This is a genomic window from Rathayibacter sp. SD072, assembly GCF_017355185.1.
In the GTDB taxonomy this organism is placed as follows: Bacteria; Actinomycetota; Actinomycetes; order Actinomycetales; family Microbacteriaceae; genus Rathayibacter.
The window spans coordinates 1-15,335 of record NZ_JADILJ010000063.1 but is presented as its reverse complement, the minus strand read 5'-3'; the positions used below and the strand labels follow the sequence as shown (position 1 = coordinate 15,335).

The window sequence follows — 15,335 nt, the reverse complement described above, 5'->3', positions numbered from 1 at the left end:
ACATCGCGCGGGGACCGCTCCGGCCGTGCCGGAGAATGGGGGCGGGGAGCGGATCGACTGCAAACCTACCGCAACGTGAGGGTTGCGGACAGCCTGAACGAGCGGAGCGGTGCATGACGGACGAGCGGACGGCCGAGGAGGTCGAGGCGACCCTGCGCATCGGCGAGCTCGCCGACCGCTCCTCGATGTCGCTGCGCACCCTCCGCCACTACGACGAGGTCGGGCTGCTGCGGCCGAGTGGGCGCACCGTCGGCGGATTCCGCCTCTACACCGAGCGCGACGTCGACCGCCTGCTGCTCATCCGGCGGATGAAGCCGCTGGGCTTCTCGCTCGACGCGATGGCCGAGCTGCTGCGCGTCGCCGACAGCCTCGAGAGCGCAGCCACCCCGGAGGAGGCGGCCGGGATCCGCACGCGCCTCGACGCCTTCATCGCCGACGCCGCCGCCCGCCGGGCGAAGCTCGAGGAGCAGCTGGCGATGGCCGACGAGTTCCTGGCGCTGCTGCGCGCGCGATAGGTCGGCGCCGTCACCGGAGGGTGGATCTCGAGACGCCCGCTGCGCGGGCTGCTCGATCAGCAGGACACCTCCGGCCTCCCGGCGGGCCTCAGAAGTCAGGCTCATCGACCCGGATCCACGGTTCTCCGCTCGGGTCTCCGCGCTCAGCCTGAGTCGTGCAGGACGAGCGGTCCGCAATCGAGGTCGGGAGCCGCTCGGACGACTCGAACGGGGCCCCCGAGCCCTCTCGACCTCGGTTCCGCACAGGACGACGGCTCGGACCAGCACCGGCCCTCGCTGGTCGAGTAGCCGCGCAGCGGCGCATCGAGACCCGCAGCCGCCGGGAGCGGACCCATCAGCGCGCGCGCGGCGGCGCCGAGCTCTCGCGCACGATCAGCTCCGGGCGCTCCGACGAGTAGGTCGCGCCTCCGCCGTCCTCCATCGCCCGCAGCAGCAGTCCGAAGCCGCGGCGGCCGAGCCCCGCGAAGTCCTGCCGCACCGTCGTCAGCGCGGGGGTCCACATCCGTGCGAGGGGGTGGTCGTCGAAGCCGACCACGCTGATGTCCTCGGGCACGCGGAGGCCCGCCTCGGTGAGTCCCTTGATCACGCCCATCGCGATCTCGTCGTTGCCGCAGAACACGGCGGTGACCTCGGGGTCCTCCGCCAGGCGGTGGGCCAGCGCGCGCCCGGACTCCGGCTCCCAGGTCGCCTCGAGCGGAGTCGGCGCCTCGGCCACGCCCGCGGCCTTCAGCGCCCGCCGCCACCCCGTGGTCCGGCCGTCCTCGCGGCGCGACGGCGGAACGCGCACGTGGTGCACGGTCCGGTGGCCGAGCTCGAGCAGGTGCTCGGTCAGCGCCTGGGCGGCGTGCAGCTCGTCGAGCACGGCCTGCGAGACGCCCCGCCCGCGCACGCCCGAGAGAGCGACGACCGGCACTCCGGGCGGCAGCGCCGCGACCATCGCCACACCGGGCGGATCGAACTTGAGCACCGCCACGCCGTCGGGGCTCTGGCTCAGCACGAGCGACAGCGCCTTCTCGATGTCGTCCGGGTCGGCCGACTCGATCACCGTGATGGTGACGGTCCAGCCGCCGGCCCGCGCCTCCTCCTCGATGCCGCGGATCGCCTCGGCGTAGCCGTACTGCGAGGTGTTGCCGGCGACGACCGCGATGGTGCGCGAGCGGCGGGTGACGAGGGCGCGCGCGGCGGAGCTGGGGCGGTAGTTCAGCTCGGCGATCGCGGCGAGCACGCGTTCGCGCTTGTCGGGAGCCACCTTCGCGGCACCCGTGAGCACCCGCGAGACCGTGGGCACCGAGACTCCCGCGAGCGCCGCGACATCGGCGATGACCGGGGCTTTCGCCGCCCTGTCCCGCTTCATGTCGTCCCGCTTCCGTCCTCGGCCGTCGCGCTGGTGCATCGCGAGCCAGGAGGGGGCGGAGGCGATCGGCACCGCATCGGTCTCGGAGGTGCTCACTTCACCGCGCCGCTCGTGATGCCCGAGATGATCTTGCGCTGGGCGAAGACGAACACCAGGAGGAGGGGCAGGCTCATCAGGATGATATAGGAGAAGATCAGGTGCCAGTTCTGGAGGTAGAGCCCCGCGCTGGCCACCTGGTAGAGGTTCAGCGGCAGGGTGTCGAGCCGCCCACCGACCACGAACAGCGCGTAGAAGACGTCGTTCCAGATGTACAGGCAGATGAGGATCGTGGCCGTCGCGAGCACCGGCATCAGCAGCGGCAGGATGATCGTGAAGAACACCCGCATCGGCCGCGCTCCGTCGACGCGGGCCGCCTCCTCGAGCTCCGCCGGGATGGTGCGGACGAAGCCGGTGACGAAGAAGATCACCGTCGAGAGGTACATCCCCATGTACACGCCGACCATGCCGACGGCGGTGCCGGCGAGTCCGAGCTGGCGCAGCAGGAGCACCACCGTGACCACCGCGGGCGGCAGCACGATCCCGCTGATCGCGAGGGCGTAGACGAGGGCCATGCCGCGCCCCGTGCGGCGGCCCAGGATCCACGCGGCCATCGAGCCGAGGACGAGCACGCCGAGCACCGACGGCACCATGACGAGCACGCTGCCGAGGAACGCCTGCACCATGCGCCCGTCGGTGAAGACGGTGGCGAAGTTCTCGACCAGCTGCCATTGCGACGGAGCGGCGAGGTTGGGGTTCAGCGCCTCGGCCTGGGTCTTGCCCGCGGTGCTGACGATGAGCCAGAACGGCACGCCGAGCAGCAGGACGACGGCCGCGAGCGCGGCGGTCGGCTGAGCGAGGCGGGCGAGCGTCCGCGCCGCGGAGGGCCGGTTCGACTCGACGGGGGCGGATCGGCGGACGGGGGCGGGCTTCTCGACCAGGGTGCTCACAGCACGTCCTCTCGACGGCGCAGGATGCGGATGACGGGGAAGGCGAGGAGGGCGACCGCCACGAAGAGGATCAGGCTCATGGTGGTCGCCTGGGCGAACAGGCCCTGGCCGAAGGTGCGGAAGATGAAGATGTTGAGCAGCTCCGTCGTGCCGCCCGGGCCTCCCTCGGTGGTGGCCTGCACGATGTCGAAGCCGTTCATCGATCCGAGCAGAGCGGTCGCCACGTTGAAGGTGAGCGCCGGGGCGATCAGCGGGAAGCGGATGTCGCGGAACGTCTGCCACCACGAGGATCCGTCGAGCCGCGCGGCCTCGAGCACGTCGCCGCTGATCGTCTTGAGGCCCGCCAGGTAGATCAGCATCGACAGGCCCATCCACTTCCAGGAGTGGATGAGGGCGACGACCACGATCGTCCACGTCGTGTCGCCGAGCCACGCGGTCGACACGGTCTGGCCGGTGACGAACGACAGGATGCCGTTGAGCGCGCCGTCGGGCTTCAGCAGCGCCTGGAACACGTAGCCGACGGCGAGCGCCGACATGATCACCGGGATGAAGAACATCACCCGGGCGAAACGGTTGACCCGCGTGTCCTTCTCGAACAGCAGCGCCAGGATCAGCCCGAACAGGTTCTGGAACACCGCGACCAGCACCGCGTAGACCAGCGTCACCCGCAGCGCCTGGATCAGCGTGCCGCTCTGGAACAGGTCGACGAAGTTCGAGAACCCGACGAATCCGATGGCCGCCTTGAAGCTCGACCAGTCGGTGAACGCGTAGACGAAGTTGAACAGCGTCGGCACGAAGAAGAACACGACCAGCACGACGAGCGCCGGCACGAGGAAGACGAGCGGATGATCAGAGCGGCGACCGCTGGCGGCGACCGGCTTCGCGGCGCGGGCGAGGATCCGGGGTGGTGCGGCGGCTCGGGTGGTGGACACGCGGGGCACTGCCTTTCGAGAGAGGAGGAGGAGCGGGGGCCCGCCGCAGGACGGCCGGCCCCCGCGTCGAGTGGCTAGAAGCCGGTGGCTCCCTGAGCCTTCGCGAGCTGCGCGAACTGGTCCTGCGTCGCCTGCGCGACCTCCTCCGGGGTCTTCGTGCCCTGGATCATGTCGGCGAGGAAGATGTACAGGTCCGGGTTGGCGATGGCCTGGGCCTGCATCGAGCCGACCGAGGTGCCGACCGACTCGCTGACCGAGACGAGCGCGGTGGGAACGGTATCGGGCGTGGCGACCGAGGGCTCGAGCGAGATGGTGTTCTGCGCCTCGACGAAGTCGGCGTAGCCGTCGCCCAGCCAGTACGAGAGGAGCTGGCGCGAGGCCGCCTCCTTCTCCGCGTCGCCAGTGGCGAAGGCGACGAGCGCGTTCGACTGGTCGGGGATGAAGGTGCCGACGTTGCCGGAGGGCGAGATCGGGAAGAAGCCGACGGTGTCGTTCAGGGTCTCGGTGTCGGACAGCGACTGCAGCTGGCCGAAGAAGGAGTTGACCTGGACGACCATGGCCGCGTCGCCGGCGAGGAGGGCGGCGCCCTGGTCCTCGAAGGTGGCGGTCTTGATGTCCTCGTTGAACAGGCCCTCGTCGATCAGGCCCTTGTAGGAGTCGATCGCGCCCTGGATGGTCGGGTCGGTGAACTTCTCCTCGCCCGCGTTCACGCGGTCCCAGAGGCCGTCGGCCGCGGCGTCGGCGAGCTGGACCTGCACCCACCACTGGGTGGCCCAGCGGTCGGCGCCCATCTCGAAGAACGGCGTCTCGCCCGCGGTCTTCAGCTGGCGCGCGGTCTCGAGGAACGAGGCCCAGTCGGTGGGGAGCTCGGTGATGCCGTTCTCCTCGAAGACCTTCTTGTTGTAGTAGACGCCCTCGACCGCGGGGGTCGAGATGAGGGCCGCGTAGCGGGTGTCGTCGAGGGTGCCGGTGATGTCGGCGAGCGCGGGGTCGACGTCCTCGAGCCAGGGGGCGCCGTCCAGGCTCTGCAGGTTGGTGGTCGCATTCAACGCGGTGAGCTGCGAGGCGGTCGGCTGCCAGAACGCCAGGTCGGGCTTGTCGCCGGTGGCGACCTTGGTCTGCACGCCCTGCTCGTAGGGGTCCGGGATCGTCTCGATCTCGACGGACGCGCCGGTGAGCTCCTCGAAGCCCTCGACGACCGACTCGGGGACGGTGTTCGAGTTCTGCGCGGCCCAGATGGTGAGCTCGGTGCCCTCGAGGTCGGCGTCCTGCGCGGGCCAGGACGCGGGCGCGGCCGAGCCGCCGCCCGTGCCGGCGCTCGGGTCGCTGCAGCCGGCGAGGAGGAGAGCGGAGGCGGCCGTGAGGACGGCCGCGCTGAGGAGTGACTTCTTCATCGAAATACTCGAGCTTTCTGTGTGGAGAGAGGGTACGCCGGGACGGGTGGACCCGGCAGGGGTGGGGGTCAGGTGGTGCGGAGGGACAGTCGGAGGGTGCGGGCGGAGGGGCCGGAACCGGTCGGCCGGACGGTGAGGCGGCCGGCGGCCGGATCCCACTCGGTGCCCCACGCCGCGAGGGTCACGGGGAAGACGACCGACACGTCGACGTCCCGCCCGATCAGCTCGGGGAGGTGCAGCACGACGTCCTCGGTCCCGGCGCGGCGCCAGAGGGAGACGAGGTGCTCGCCGTCCGTGCGCAGCGCCAGGGCGATCGCGTCGTCCGTCCAGCCGGGCAGGCCGAGCGGCCAGCGCGGGGTGGCCGAGGAGATCGCCGTGCGGAGCGACTTGGCCGCGGCGACGGCCTCGTGCACGAGGGCGAGCTGCGGCTCGGACATCCGGTTCAGATAGCCCGAGAGGTAGTACCGGCCCAGCAGCCCGGTGACCAGGCAGAACGCGATCTCCTCGTCGTCCATGTCGGCCTGCGGGTAGGCCCAGTTGGCCGCCTGCTCCGGCAGGAGCATCATCGGCGCCGCGGCCGCGATCGGCGGGTAGAGGCGGAAGTCCTGCTGGTCGGAGGTCGACTGCATCTGCAGTCGCGACATCACGGCCCAGTCCTGCCGCATCGCTCCCGAGGAGCAGCTCTCGATCACGAGGGCCGGGTGCCGGTCGAGCAGGGCGTCGAGCCAGGCGAGGTAGGCGCGGTTGTGGCCCAGCAGTCCGTCGCCGACGGAGTCGGAGGCCGCATCGGTGCCGGGGCCCGCGTCGATGTTGTAGTCGAACTTGAAGAAGCCGACGCCGAAGTCGGCGACCAGGCGGTCCACCGTCTCGTCGAGGTGGGCGACGGCGGCGGGGTGGCGCAGGTCGAGGTGGAAGCGCTCGTGCTCCTCGATCCGGACGCCGGACCGCTGCAGGAACGCGTCGTCGGGGAGGCGGCCGGCCATCGGGCTGTCGACGCCGATCACCTCCGGCTCGAGCCAGAGACCGGGGACGAGTCCGCGGGAGCGGATCCGCTCGACGACCTCGCCGAGACCGCCCGGGAAGCGCTTCGCCGACGGCTGCCACTCGCCGACGCTGCTCCACCAGCCGCCGGGCACGCCGCTCTCGTCGTACCAGCCGGCGTCGATGCAGAAGATCTCGGCTCCCGCGTCGGCGGCGGCGTCGATCAGCGGCAGCAGCTTCGCGGTGGTCGGGTCGCCGTCGAGGGTGTTCATGTAGTCGTTGAAGACGACGGGCAGGGCGGTGTCGTCGGGGTGGGAGCGGCGGTTCGCGCGGCGGTGGTGCGTCAGCGCGGAGACCGCGGCGTCGGCCGTGGCTCCGAGCGCCACGGTCACCGGGACCGACGTGAAGACGTCCCCCGCTTCGAGGGCGCGGATCCAGCCGTGGTCGAGGTCGGTCGGGCCCGTGAGGGCGAGCGTTCCGCCGTCGATGTCCTCGCCCACCTCCCAGCGCCACGCTCCGTTGTGCTCGATCTGCCAGAGCAGTGCGGCGTCGGGGGCGATCAGCCCGCCGACGGGGAGGTGCGACCCGGTGGACCAGCTGCCGGTCGAGACGGCGCCGACCGCGCCGCGCGGGTCGTGGCCGGTGATGTCCTCGCGGAGGGTCACGAATCCGGAATCGCGGACCGGCGCCGTGCGCCAGCGCCCCTCCCCCAGCCAGTCGTTCTCACCGCGCAGCAGCGACCAGCGGGTGAAGGCGTCCTTGCCGTCGGCGCCCGATGCCGCGCCGAGGTCGGCGCTCCAGGACGCGACCGAGCGCAGCACCTGGCGCGACAGCGCTCCGACCGCGACCTCGGAGGTGACCGCCGCGACTCCGACGACCTGCCGCAGGACCGCGCGGGCGACGACGCCGAACGACGGCGCCTCGGCCTCGATCTCGAGGACGGCGACTCCGTCGACGAGGCTCTCGCGGTGCGACACGTAGCGCATCGCCGCACCGATGCGGGTGTGGGTCAGGCGGGAGGTCGCGGGGTCGTGACCCGCGGCGGCGGTGGTGATCTCGAAGAAGGGAGCGACGTGCGTCGCCTCCAGGCGGACGTCGGCCGCCTCGAGGGCGACGAGGGCGACCGGGGCTCCGGGCGAGCAGTCGAAGGTCAGGCGGAGACCCTCGCGGGTCCCCCAGGTCAGCTGCTCGGGCACAGGAGCTCCTCGTCGTCGTGGAGTGGGAAGGGCGTCGCCCCGGATTCGGGACTGTGGAGATACTGATACCGATTTCACGAAAGCGCAAGCGTGTGATGAAAGCGTTATCTACCCCGCGGTCACGGGGGCGGGCGAGTCCTGGTAGCGATTTCACGAAGTGCTGGTCATCCCCGCATGAAATCGCTATCGTCCCTCCCTGAGGGTCCGAGCGCCGCGCCCGCCCCGGCACCGGCCGGATCCTCTCCCCCGCCGGCACGTCCGTGCCGGCCCCGCCTCACGGGAAGAGCATTCGATGAAGAAAGCCTCCAGAACGATCGCCTGCGCCGCAGCCGCCGGCGTCGCACTCAGCAGCCTCGGCCTCGCGGCCGTCGCGCCCGCCTCCGCCGCCGACGGGACCGAGACCCTCGCGGTCGACTTCTCGCAGTCGACCGGAGCCTTCCGCGGAGGTGCCACCGGCACGCTCTACGGCTTCGGCGACGCCGGAGCGCCTACCCAGGCGCTCATCGACGGCGCGCACATCACCAACACCTCGCAGAAGGCGCCGTACGGCACCCAGCACCCGAGCGGTGACTCGCTCAAGGTGGAGGACGGCTTCTTCGCCAAGCACGGCGAGGACATGTACATCTACACGCAGGACTACTACCCCGACTGGGCGTACAACGGCGGCCGACGGCCGGGCGACACCCGCACCTACGACCAGGCGACCGGCACGTACACGAGCACGCCCAACGGGGTGTGGGACTACCTCGAGATCGTCGAGTTCGTGACGGAGGCGGTGGCGACGCAGTCCGACCGCCCCGAGGACTACGTGCACATCCCGTTCAACGAGCCCGACGGCGGCAACTGGTACAACGACTGGGGCGCGCTGAAGGACACCTTCCTGGCCGACTGGGACGCCGCCTACGAGAAGATCCAGGAGGTCTACGCGCGTCACGGACTCGGCACCGCGCGCGTCGGCGGCCCCGGTGACGCGGCCTACCAGCCCGTCCGCACCGCCGACTTCCTCGACCACGCGAAGGCGTCGGGCACGCTGCCGCAGATCATGATCTGGCACGAGCTGGGCATCGACAACCTCGCGACCTTCCGCTCGCACCTCGAGCACTACCGCGGTCTCGAGGACGCCAGGGGCATCGCCGACATCCCGATCAACATCACCGAGTACGGGATGCTGCGCGACATGGGCACGCCCGGTCAGCTCATCCAGTGGCTCGCGATGTTCGAGGACGAGAAGGTCGACGCGCAGACGGCCTACTGGAACTACGCCGGCAACCTCTCGGACAACAGCGCCCGGGCCAACGCCGCGAACGCCGGCTGGTGGATGTTCAAGTGGTACGGCGACCTCGAGGGCGCCGACACCGTCGCCGTCACTCCGCCCCAGCTGGACGTCGCCGACACACTCCAGGGCATCGGAGCGGTCGACACCGTGAACAAGCGCGCCACCGTGCTGTACGGCGGCGCCGACCTGGGGAACGTCGCACTCGACCTCGACGGCCTCGATCCCGCGATCTTCGGCACCAGCGTCGACGTCGAGGTCCGCGAGGCGACCCTCTCGGGCGCCCAGGGTCTGCACGGCACCCCCCGCGTGGTCGCGGCGCTCGACGGAGCGGCTCTCGCCTCGGGCTCGCTCGATCTGTCGATGCCGAGCTACGACCGCTACGCCGCCTACCAGGTGGTCATCACTCCGACCCAGGACCGCGTCGTCACCACGACCCCGGTCTGGCAGACGAGCATCGAGGCCGAGAGCACCGCTCTGACCGGCGCTCAGGTGTACACGCAGAACCCGACCGACGGCGGAGGCTGGAAGTTCCTCGCCTCCGGAGGCCGCGACGTCGGCGGCTTCAACAACGTGTCGTCGAAGGCCGACTGGACCGTCACGGTGCCCCGGGACGGCACCTACCGGTTCCAGGTCATCGGAGCCACGCCCGGCGTTCCCGGGCAGCACGCGCTCTTCGTCGACGGGGCGAAGAACCAGCTCGTGCAGTACACGGCCGACCTGGCGCTGACGAGCACGCAGAAGTGGCAGTACCGCGGCAGCACGGAGGTGACCGTGCAGCTCACCGCCGGGCAGCACGTGCTCTCGCTGCGCGCGAGCGAGAACGGCACCTCCGTCCTCCCGAACGCCGACATCACGCTCGACAAGCTCCTGCTGACCGACATCACCGACGGCGAGACGACGGTCTACCCGGCCTCGACCCTCCGCTACGCCGGCGGGGCCTCCGTGGTCTACGACCGCCCAGGGGCCCGCGGCTCCGCGAGCATCTCGGGCGAACAGCGCGCCGACGTCTACGCGAACGCGTGGCAGACCGGCTACTACGACGTGGCGCTCGACTACCGCACGACCGCCGCCTCGAGGATCGACGTCTCGGTCAACGGCCGACCGGTGACCAGCGTCACCGCCGACGCGGCGGGCCACTGGGTCTCGACCGCACGCCTGCACCTCTCGCAGGGCATCAACGAGATCGAGCTGCGCTCGCCCTCGGGCGTGCTGCTGAGCACGGTGACCACGACGCGCGCGGCCTCGGCCGACTCCGCCGCCGTGACGATCGAGGCCGAGAACGCGACGCTGACGGGGACGGCCGCGGCCTCCTCCCTCGACGCGAGCACCGGGTCGAACGTCTCGGGACGGTACGTCGGCTGGGTCGGCAACGGCGCGGGCAACACGATCGAGATCCCGCGCACCGCGGGCATCGCCGCGGCGGGACTGTACGACGTCGCCGTGACCTACTCGAACGCCGAGCTGAGCGGACGCCACGACTACAACCCGCAGGTCGTCGACCGCCGCATCGACGTGAGCGAGAAGGGCGTCGCCGGCACCTCCGGCAGCGCGTACTTCCGCTACACGATCTCGTGGAACAGCTTCTGGGAGCGGACGATCCCGGTCGCGCTGACCACCGGCACGGCTCCGATCGTCCTGAGCAACGCGACCGCGTTCGCCCCGAACATCGACCGGGTGACGATCGCCCCCGTCTCGCTCGGCACTCCGACCACGGTGTCGGCGGCCCCGGCGCTGACGGTGCAGGCGGCAGCCTCGACACGCTGCGTCTCGGGGAAGGTCGTGCTGACGGTCACGAGCACGAACACGAGCACGGTGCCCGTCGCCCTGCAGGTCACCACGGCCTGGGGAGCGAAGTCGGTCGCGACGGTGGCGCCGGGAGCGAGCTCCGCTCAGGCGTTCACGACGCGGGTGCGCTCGGTGCCGGCGGCGTCGGCCACGGTCGTCGCCTCGGCCACCGTCGACGGCGCTGCCGCATCGGCGACGACGACCGCGTCGTATCCGGCTCGGAGCTGCTGAGCGGCCGCGCTGCGGCTGACGGCTACTCGATCAGCGGGTACTCCTCGCTGGTCGAGTAGCCGCTCGGCGGCGTCTCGAGACCCACCGCCTCCGGCGAGCCCCACAACTCAGGCTCATCGACCAGAATCCGCGGTTGTCCGCTCGAATCTCCGCGCTCAGCCTGAGATGTGCAGGCCGAGCGGTACGCAACCGAGGTCGGGAGCGGCCCGGACGACTCGAGCGGGCCCCGCGAGCCCTCCCGACCTCGGTTCCGTACAGGGACGACGGCTCGGGCCGCGCGGCGGCGTCTCGAGACCCTTGCAGTCCCTCGCTCAGTCGCGGTCGCGGACCCGCTCGCCGCGCTCGCTCCGGCGCTTCGTCACGAGGTGCAGGACGGCTCCGATGCCCAGCAGTGCGGCGCCGTAGGCCCAGACGATCGGGTCCTGCTGCGTCAGCAGGAGGACGCAGGACGCGACTCCGAGGACCGGGATCGCCGTCCAGACGCGGAAGTGCGCGTGCTCGACGCGGTCGCGGCGCAGCACCAGGACCGCGACGTTGGTGCTGATGAAGACGAGCAGCAGCAGGAGCACGACGGTCTCGGCGAGCGTCGCCAGGTCGCCGACGAGGGTCAGGAGGCACGCGGCCACGGTCGTCACGACGATCGCGACCCACGGCGTGCGCCGCTTCGGCAGGACCTTGCTCAGCACGGCGGGGAGCAGGCGCTCCTCGGCCATGCCGTACGTGACGCGGCTGGCCATGATCATGGTCAGCAGGGCGCCGTTGGCGACCGCGATCAGCGCGATGAGGCTGAAGAGCCAGGCCGGGACGCCCACTCCCGAGGCGGTGACGACGTCGAGCAGCGGGGCCGAGGACTCGCCCAGCTCGTCGGCGGGCAGCGCGATCGAGGAGGCGAGGCCGACGAGGACGTAGACCGCGCCCGCGGCGAGGAGCGATCCGAAGAGCGCGCGCGGGTAGACGCGACTGGGGTCCCGGACCTCCTCGGCGACGTTGGCCGAGGTCTCGAAGCCGACGAAGGAGTAGTAGGCGATGATCGCCCCGCCGAGCACGGCGAGGGCCGGTCCCTGCTCGCCGCCGATCTCGACGGTGCGCGAGAGGTCTCCGCCGCCGCCCGCCACGAGCAGAGCGACGCACGCGATCACGATCAGCAGGCCGCTCACCTCGATCACGGTCATCACTGTGTTGCTGAGGAGCGACTCCGCCACGCCGCGGGCGTTGAGGCACGCGACGAGGATCAGGAACACGATCGCGGCGGGCACCGTGGGCACGTCGAGGAAGGTGCCGAGGTAGTCGCCGGCGAAGGCGAGCGACAGACCCGCCGCGCTCGTCACTCCGGCCGCGAGCATCGCGAACCCGACGAGGAACGAGACGATCGGACGGCGGAACGCGCGCTGGGCGAAGACCGCGGCGCCGCCGGCCTTCGGGTACTTGGTGACCAGCTCGGCGTAGGAGCCGGCGGTCAGCAGCGAGAGGCCGAGCGCGAGGAGCAGCGGCATCCAGACGGCGCCGCCGACCTCGTTCGCGAGCGTGCCCATCAGGGCGTAGATGCCCGCGCCGAGCACGTCGCCGAGGATGAAGAAGAAGAGGAGGGGGCCGGTGATGCGGCGCTTCAGCTTCTGTCCGTCGGCGCCCGCGTCGGGCCTGCCTGCGTGTGCCGTGGGGCCACTCGTGGTCGCCATGTCGTCCTCTCGTCGCGTGCGCACCCGGGGTCGGACGGCACGACGGGCAACGTTAGGCCGGGGGCGGCGGGGCCGGACAGAGACTTGACCGGGCGGGAGACGGAGCGATAAGGGACGGTTGTCGGGAGCGCGTCAGTCGCGGACCAGGTGGCCGCCGCCGCGCTGGCGGGCCATCTCGGCGCCCTCGCGCTCGGCCTCGTCGCGGTCGGCGTGGTGCGTCAGCGGCACGCGGGCGTCGGCGATGCGGTTGTGCCAGCCGTCGTCGTCGGAGTAGGTCTCGATGGGGGCGATGCGGGTGGTGCTGGGATGCAAGGGTGCTCCTGTCGTGTCGGGTCCTCCAGGCAACCGCGGGGAGTGGCGGGCCGGGAGGGGCTTGACCGGTGAGGCGGGTGCGGCGACCCTGTCCGCGCGGCGAGTCCGCAGAAGTGAGGAGTGGGCGCGCACGCGCGGGCTGCGGGGAGGACAGGCCTGGCGACTCCGCGGAAGTTGTCGTACTCGAGCTCGAGTACGACAACTTCTGGAGAGTCGAGCGAGCGGAGATGCGGGGGCGGCCCCGACCCGGCTACGAGATCTTCGCGCGGAGCGCCGCGGCGGCCTCGCCGACGTCCGGCGCACCGTAGATGGCGCCGCCCGCGACGGCGACCACGGCCCCCGCCGATTGCACCGACTCGATCGTGGCGGTGCTCACTCCGCCCGCGACCGAGAACGGCACGCCCGAGGACTCGCCGTCGCGCAGCAGCGTGTCGAAGGTGAAGCCCTCCTCCGCCTGCTCGTCGAGGCCGGCGTGCATCTCGACGAACTCGGCGCCGAGCGCGACGACCTCGCGGGCGCGGGCGGCCTTGTCGGGCACGCCGATGAGGTCGACGACCACGCCCTTGCCGTGCTTCTTCCCGGCGGCGATCGCACCCGCGATCGTGCTGTCGCCGGCGACTCCGAGGACCGTCACCAGGTCGGCGCCCGCCTTGAACGCCATGTCGGCCTCGAGCTCGCCGGCGTCCATGGTCTTGAGGTCGGCGAAGACGATCTTGTCGGGGTGGGCGTCCTTGATCGCGGTGATGGCCGAGAGGCCCGCGCTCTTGATGAGCGGGGTGCCGAGCTCGAGGATGTCGACGTGCGGAGCCGCGGCGGCGGCGAGCTCGAGGGCGGCCTCGGTGCTGAGGGTGTCCATGGCGAACTGGAGCTTCATGAGGTTCTGCTTTCTGTAGGGAGTGCGGGGAGTGCGGGGGTCATTCGAGGTTCGCGTGGCGCGGCCAGAGCTCGTCGGCGCTCTCGCCGCGGCGCTTCCAGAGCGCGTGGAACAGGGCGTCGCCGGCGAGCACGACGACCTGCTCGAAGAGCCCGCCCGAGTACTGGGCGGAGGCGATGCCGGAGCGGTCGAGCTTCTCGGCCGCCGGCACGATCACCACCGCGGACGCGAGCTCGGCCAGCGGCGATCCCGCGGCCGTCGTGATCGCGGCCACGCGCGCTCCCGCGTCGACGGCCGACTGCGCGGCGCGGACGATGCCGCCCGTGGTGCCGGAGCCGCTCGCCGTGAGCAGCACGTCGCCCTCGCGGATCGCGGGGGTGGTGACGTCGCCGACCACGTGCACGACGAGCCCGAGGTGCATGAGGCGCATGGCGGTCATCCGCAGGGCGAGACCGGAGCGGCCCGCTCCGTGCACGAAGACGCGGTCGGCGTCGGCGAGCAGCGCGGCGACGGGCTCGAGACGGTCGTCCTCGGTGAGGGACGTCGTCGCCGCGGTCACCTCGGCGACGATCACGGCCAGAGCCTTCGCGGGGTCAGCGGTGGGGTCCTCGATGTCGGGCATGACTCCAGCCTGCGCGCACCGGTCGGCGGAGTCGGCCCCCTGATGGAGCAGGCCCGCCTACCCGTTCGAGTAGGCACCCTCCTCGACGGATAGGACGGGTAGGTTCGTCGGATGGACTCCTCTCCTGCCTCCCGCGCGCTGCTGCTCGAGCACGCCCGCACCGTCGCCGAGCAGGCCGACCGGCACGCGGTCGCTCTGGAGTCGGTGCTCGCCGCCCTGCGCGCCGAGCGCCTCGACGATCGCGCGGCCCGCGCCGTCGCGATCGACATCGCCGCCAACGCCCTGGTCGAGCTGCGCACCGCCACCGACGAGCAGCGCAGCGCCATGCTCGAGCCGGTCGTGGGCGCCTTCGCGCGCCTCCGGAGCGACCTGCGCCCGCTCGTGCGGTTCGGCGACCTCGACGTGCAGTTCGTGGAGCCGCCCGCGAACGGCCGCGCCCTGCCCGGTGAGGTCGCCCACGCGGCCCGCGCGATCGTCCGCAGCGCCGTGCTCGCCTTCGTCGAGTCGGAGCAGACGCGGCGCGTGCGGATCCAGTGGGACTGCGACGGCCTGAACCTGCTGATCGAGATCCGCGACGACGGCCGCGGCGAGCTCACCGCCCGCGACGAGGCCCTCCGCCCCATCGCCGAGCGCGTGCGCGGTCTCGACGGCGACCTCGGCATCGCCTCGACCGCCGGCTGGGGCTCGACCCTGTCGATCCGCCTGCCCCTGGACCCGCCCGCTCAGCCCGACGGCCTCGACCTCGCCGACCTCAGCGCCCGCGAGCGCGAGGTGCTGCACCTGATCACCCTCGGCGCCTCGAACCACCGCATCGCCGACGACCTCGGCATCAGCGAGAACACGGCGAAGTTCCACGTGTCGAACCTGCTGCGGAAGGCGGGGGCCCGGAACCGCGCGGAGCTGGCGGCGCTGGCGCGGTGACCCCGGTGCTCGGGGCGCCCGTCACTCTCGGGTGACGAGTCCGCACGGCCCGGGAACACTGCGATCGAGCGGCCCGAACGAGGGTCATCCAGGGTCTCCGATGACGGCCTCACGTCGATCGCCACCCGCCTTCGAGGGCCCCGATCGCGGAGCTTCCTTTCACCCGCCCCGCTGGCCTCGGAGCGGCGGATAGCGTCACCGCAGGTAGCCACGGAGCGCTCGTCCGACCCCGCCCCCGAGGGAGGGACGCGCGCAGCCGGAGTTTTCCCCCCGCCGTGGG

The 15,335-nt window shown here is 71.7% G+C and carries 12 protein-coding genes; 3 read left to right on the top strand and 9 right to left on the bottom strand.

What is annotated here, in order from left to right; translation table 11 throughout:
• Nucleotides 1-113 precede the first annotated feature (113 nt).
• Nucleotides 114-515 carry a MerR family transcriptional regulator gene (locus IOC53_RS17250; protein ID WP_207407662.1) on the top strand — a complete coding sequence of 134 codons (402 nt, stop codon included), beginning with the start codon at nt 114-116 and terminating at the stop codon, nt 513-515.
• 334 nt (nt 516-849) lie between these two features.
• Here the strand turns inward: IOC53_RS17250 and IOC53_RS17245 are convergent, their stop codons facing one another.
• The 5 genes from IOC53_RS17245 to IOC53_RS17225 form a co-directional block, all read right to left on the bottom strand.
• Nucleotides 850-1,965 carry a LacI family DNA-binding transcriptional regulator gene (locus IOC53_RS17245; RefSeq protein WP_307786240.1) on the bottom strand — a complete coding sequence of 372 codons (1,116 nt, stop codon included), beginning with the start codon at nt 1,963-1,965 and terminating at the stop codon, nt 850-852.
• Nucleotides 1,962-2,855: a carbohydrate ABC transporter permease gene (locus IOC53_RS17240; protein WP_307786239.1), complete on the bottom strand. Its 894-nt coding sequence runs from the start codon at nt 2,853-2,855 to the stop codon at nt 1,962-1,964. Before IOC53_RS17240 ends, IOC53_RS17245 begins: the two co-directional genes overlap by 4 nt.
• Complete coding sequence (locus IOC53_RS17235) at nt 2,852-3,787, bottom strand: carbohydrate ABC transporter permease (protein WP_251947237.1); 936 nt, start codon at nt 3,785-3,787, stop codon at nt 2,852-2,854. Before IOC53_RS17235 ends, IOC53_RS17240 begins: the two co-directional genes overlap by 4 nt.
• A gap of 74 nt (nt 3,788-3,861) precedes the next feature.
• On the bottom strand, nt 3,862-5,181 hold the full coding sequence (locus IOC53_RS17230; RefSeq protein WP_207407661.1) for an ABC transporter substrate-binding protein: 1,320 nt from the start codon (nt 5,179-5,181) through the stop codon (nt 3,862-3,864).
• A 68-nt stretch (nt 5,182-5,249) separates the two neighbouring features.
• Nucleotides 5,250-7,358 (bottom strand): glycoside hydrolase family 36 protein, encoded by a 2,109-nt coding sequence (locus IOC53_RS17225; RefSeq protein WP_207407659.1) that lies wholly within the window; start codon nt 7,356-7,358, stop codon nt 5,250-5,252.
• Nucleotides 7,359-7,650: 292 nt separating this feature from the next.
• On the opposite strand from IOC53_RS17225, the gene IOC53_RS17220 reads away from it, so the two are divergent.
• Nucleotides 7,651-10,650, top strand: coding sequence for a hypothetical protein (locus IOC53_RS17220; protein WP_242683481.1), 3,000 nt, complete (start codon nt 7,651-7,653; stop codon nt 10,648-10,650).
• 311 nt (nt 10,651-10,961) lie between these two features.
• Here IOC53_RS17220 and IOC53_RS17215 read toward each other — a convergent pair whose 3' ends face one another.
• The 4 genes from IOC53_RS17215 to hxlB form a co-directional block, all read right to left on the bottom strand.
• On the bottom strand, nt 10,962-12,326 hold the full coding sequence (locus IOC53_RS17215; protein ID WP_207407658.1) for an APC family permease: 1,365 nt from the start codon (nt 12,324-12,326) through the stop codon (nt 10,962-10,964).
• A 132-nt stretch (nt 12,327-12,458) separates the two neighbouring features.
• Nucleotides 12,459-12,638, bottom strand: coding sequence for a DUF2188 domain-containing protein (locus tag IOC53_RS17210; protein ID WP_207407657.1), 180 nt, complete (start codon nt 12,636-12,638; stop codon nt 12,459-12,461).
• 250 nt (nt 12,639-12,888) lie between these two features.
• The gene (gene hxlA / locus IOC53_RS17205) at nt 12,889-13,512 is read right to left on the bottom strand and encodes a 3-hexulose-6-phosphate synthase (protein ID WP_207407656.1); all 624 of its coding nucleotides are present in this window, start codon (nt 13,510-13,512) and stop codon (nt 12,889-12,891) included.
• Nucleotides 13,513-13,552: 40 nt separating this feature from the next.
• Entirely contained in the window at nt 13,553-14,134 is a 582-nt protein-coding gene (gene hxlB, locus IOC53_RS17200; RefSeq protein WP_207407655.1) for a 6-phospho-3-hexuloisomerase, read from the bottom strand.
• Between the two features lie 111 nt (nt 14,135-14,245).
• Between hxlB and IOC53_RS17195 the strand changes: the two genes are divergently transcribed.
• A complete protein-coding gene (locus tag IOC53_RS17195) occupies nt 14,246-15,055 on the top strand; it encodes a LuxR C-terminal-related transcriptional regulator (protein ID WP_207407654.1) in 810 nt (269 codons plus the stop codon).
• Nucleotides 15,056-15,335 lie beyond the last annotated feature (280 nt).

Bases quoted from the DNA above. Each gene is read 5' to 3' on its own strand.
- IOC53_RS17250 (WP_207407662.1), top strand. From the start codon at position 114: ATGACGGACGAGCGGACGGCCGAGGAGGTCGAGGCGACCCTGCGCATC.
- IOC53_RS17230 (WP_207407661.1), bottom strand. From the start codon at position 5,181: ATGAAGAAGTCACTCCTCAGCGCGGCCGTCCTCACGGCCGCCTCCGCT.
- IOC53_RS17220 (WP_242683481.1), top strand. From the start codon at position 7,651: ATGAAGAAAGCCTCCAGAACGATCGCCTGCGCCGCAGCCGCCGGCGTC.
- IOC53_RS17215 (WP_207407658.1), bottom strand. From the start codon at position 12,326: ATGGCGACCACGAGTGGCCCCACGGCACACGCAGGCAGGCCCGACGCG.
- hxlA (WP_207407656.1), bottom strand. From the start codon at position 13,512: ATGAAGCTCCAGTTCGCCATGGACACCCTCAGCACCGAGGCCGCCCTC.
- hxlB (WP_207407655.1), bottom strand. From the start codon at position 14,134: ATGCCCGACATCGAGGACCCCACCGCTGACCCCGCGAAGGCTCTGGCC.
- IOC53_RS17195 (WP_207407654.1), top strand. From the start codon at position 14,246: ATGGACTCCTCTCCTGCCTCCCGCGCGCTGCTGCTCGAGCACGCCCGC.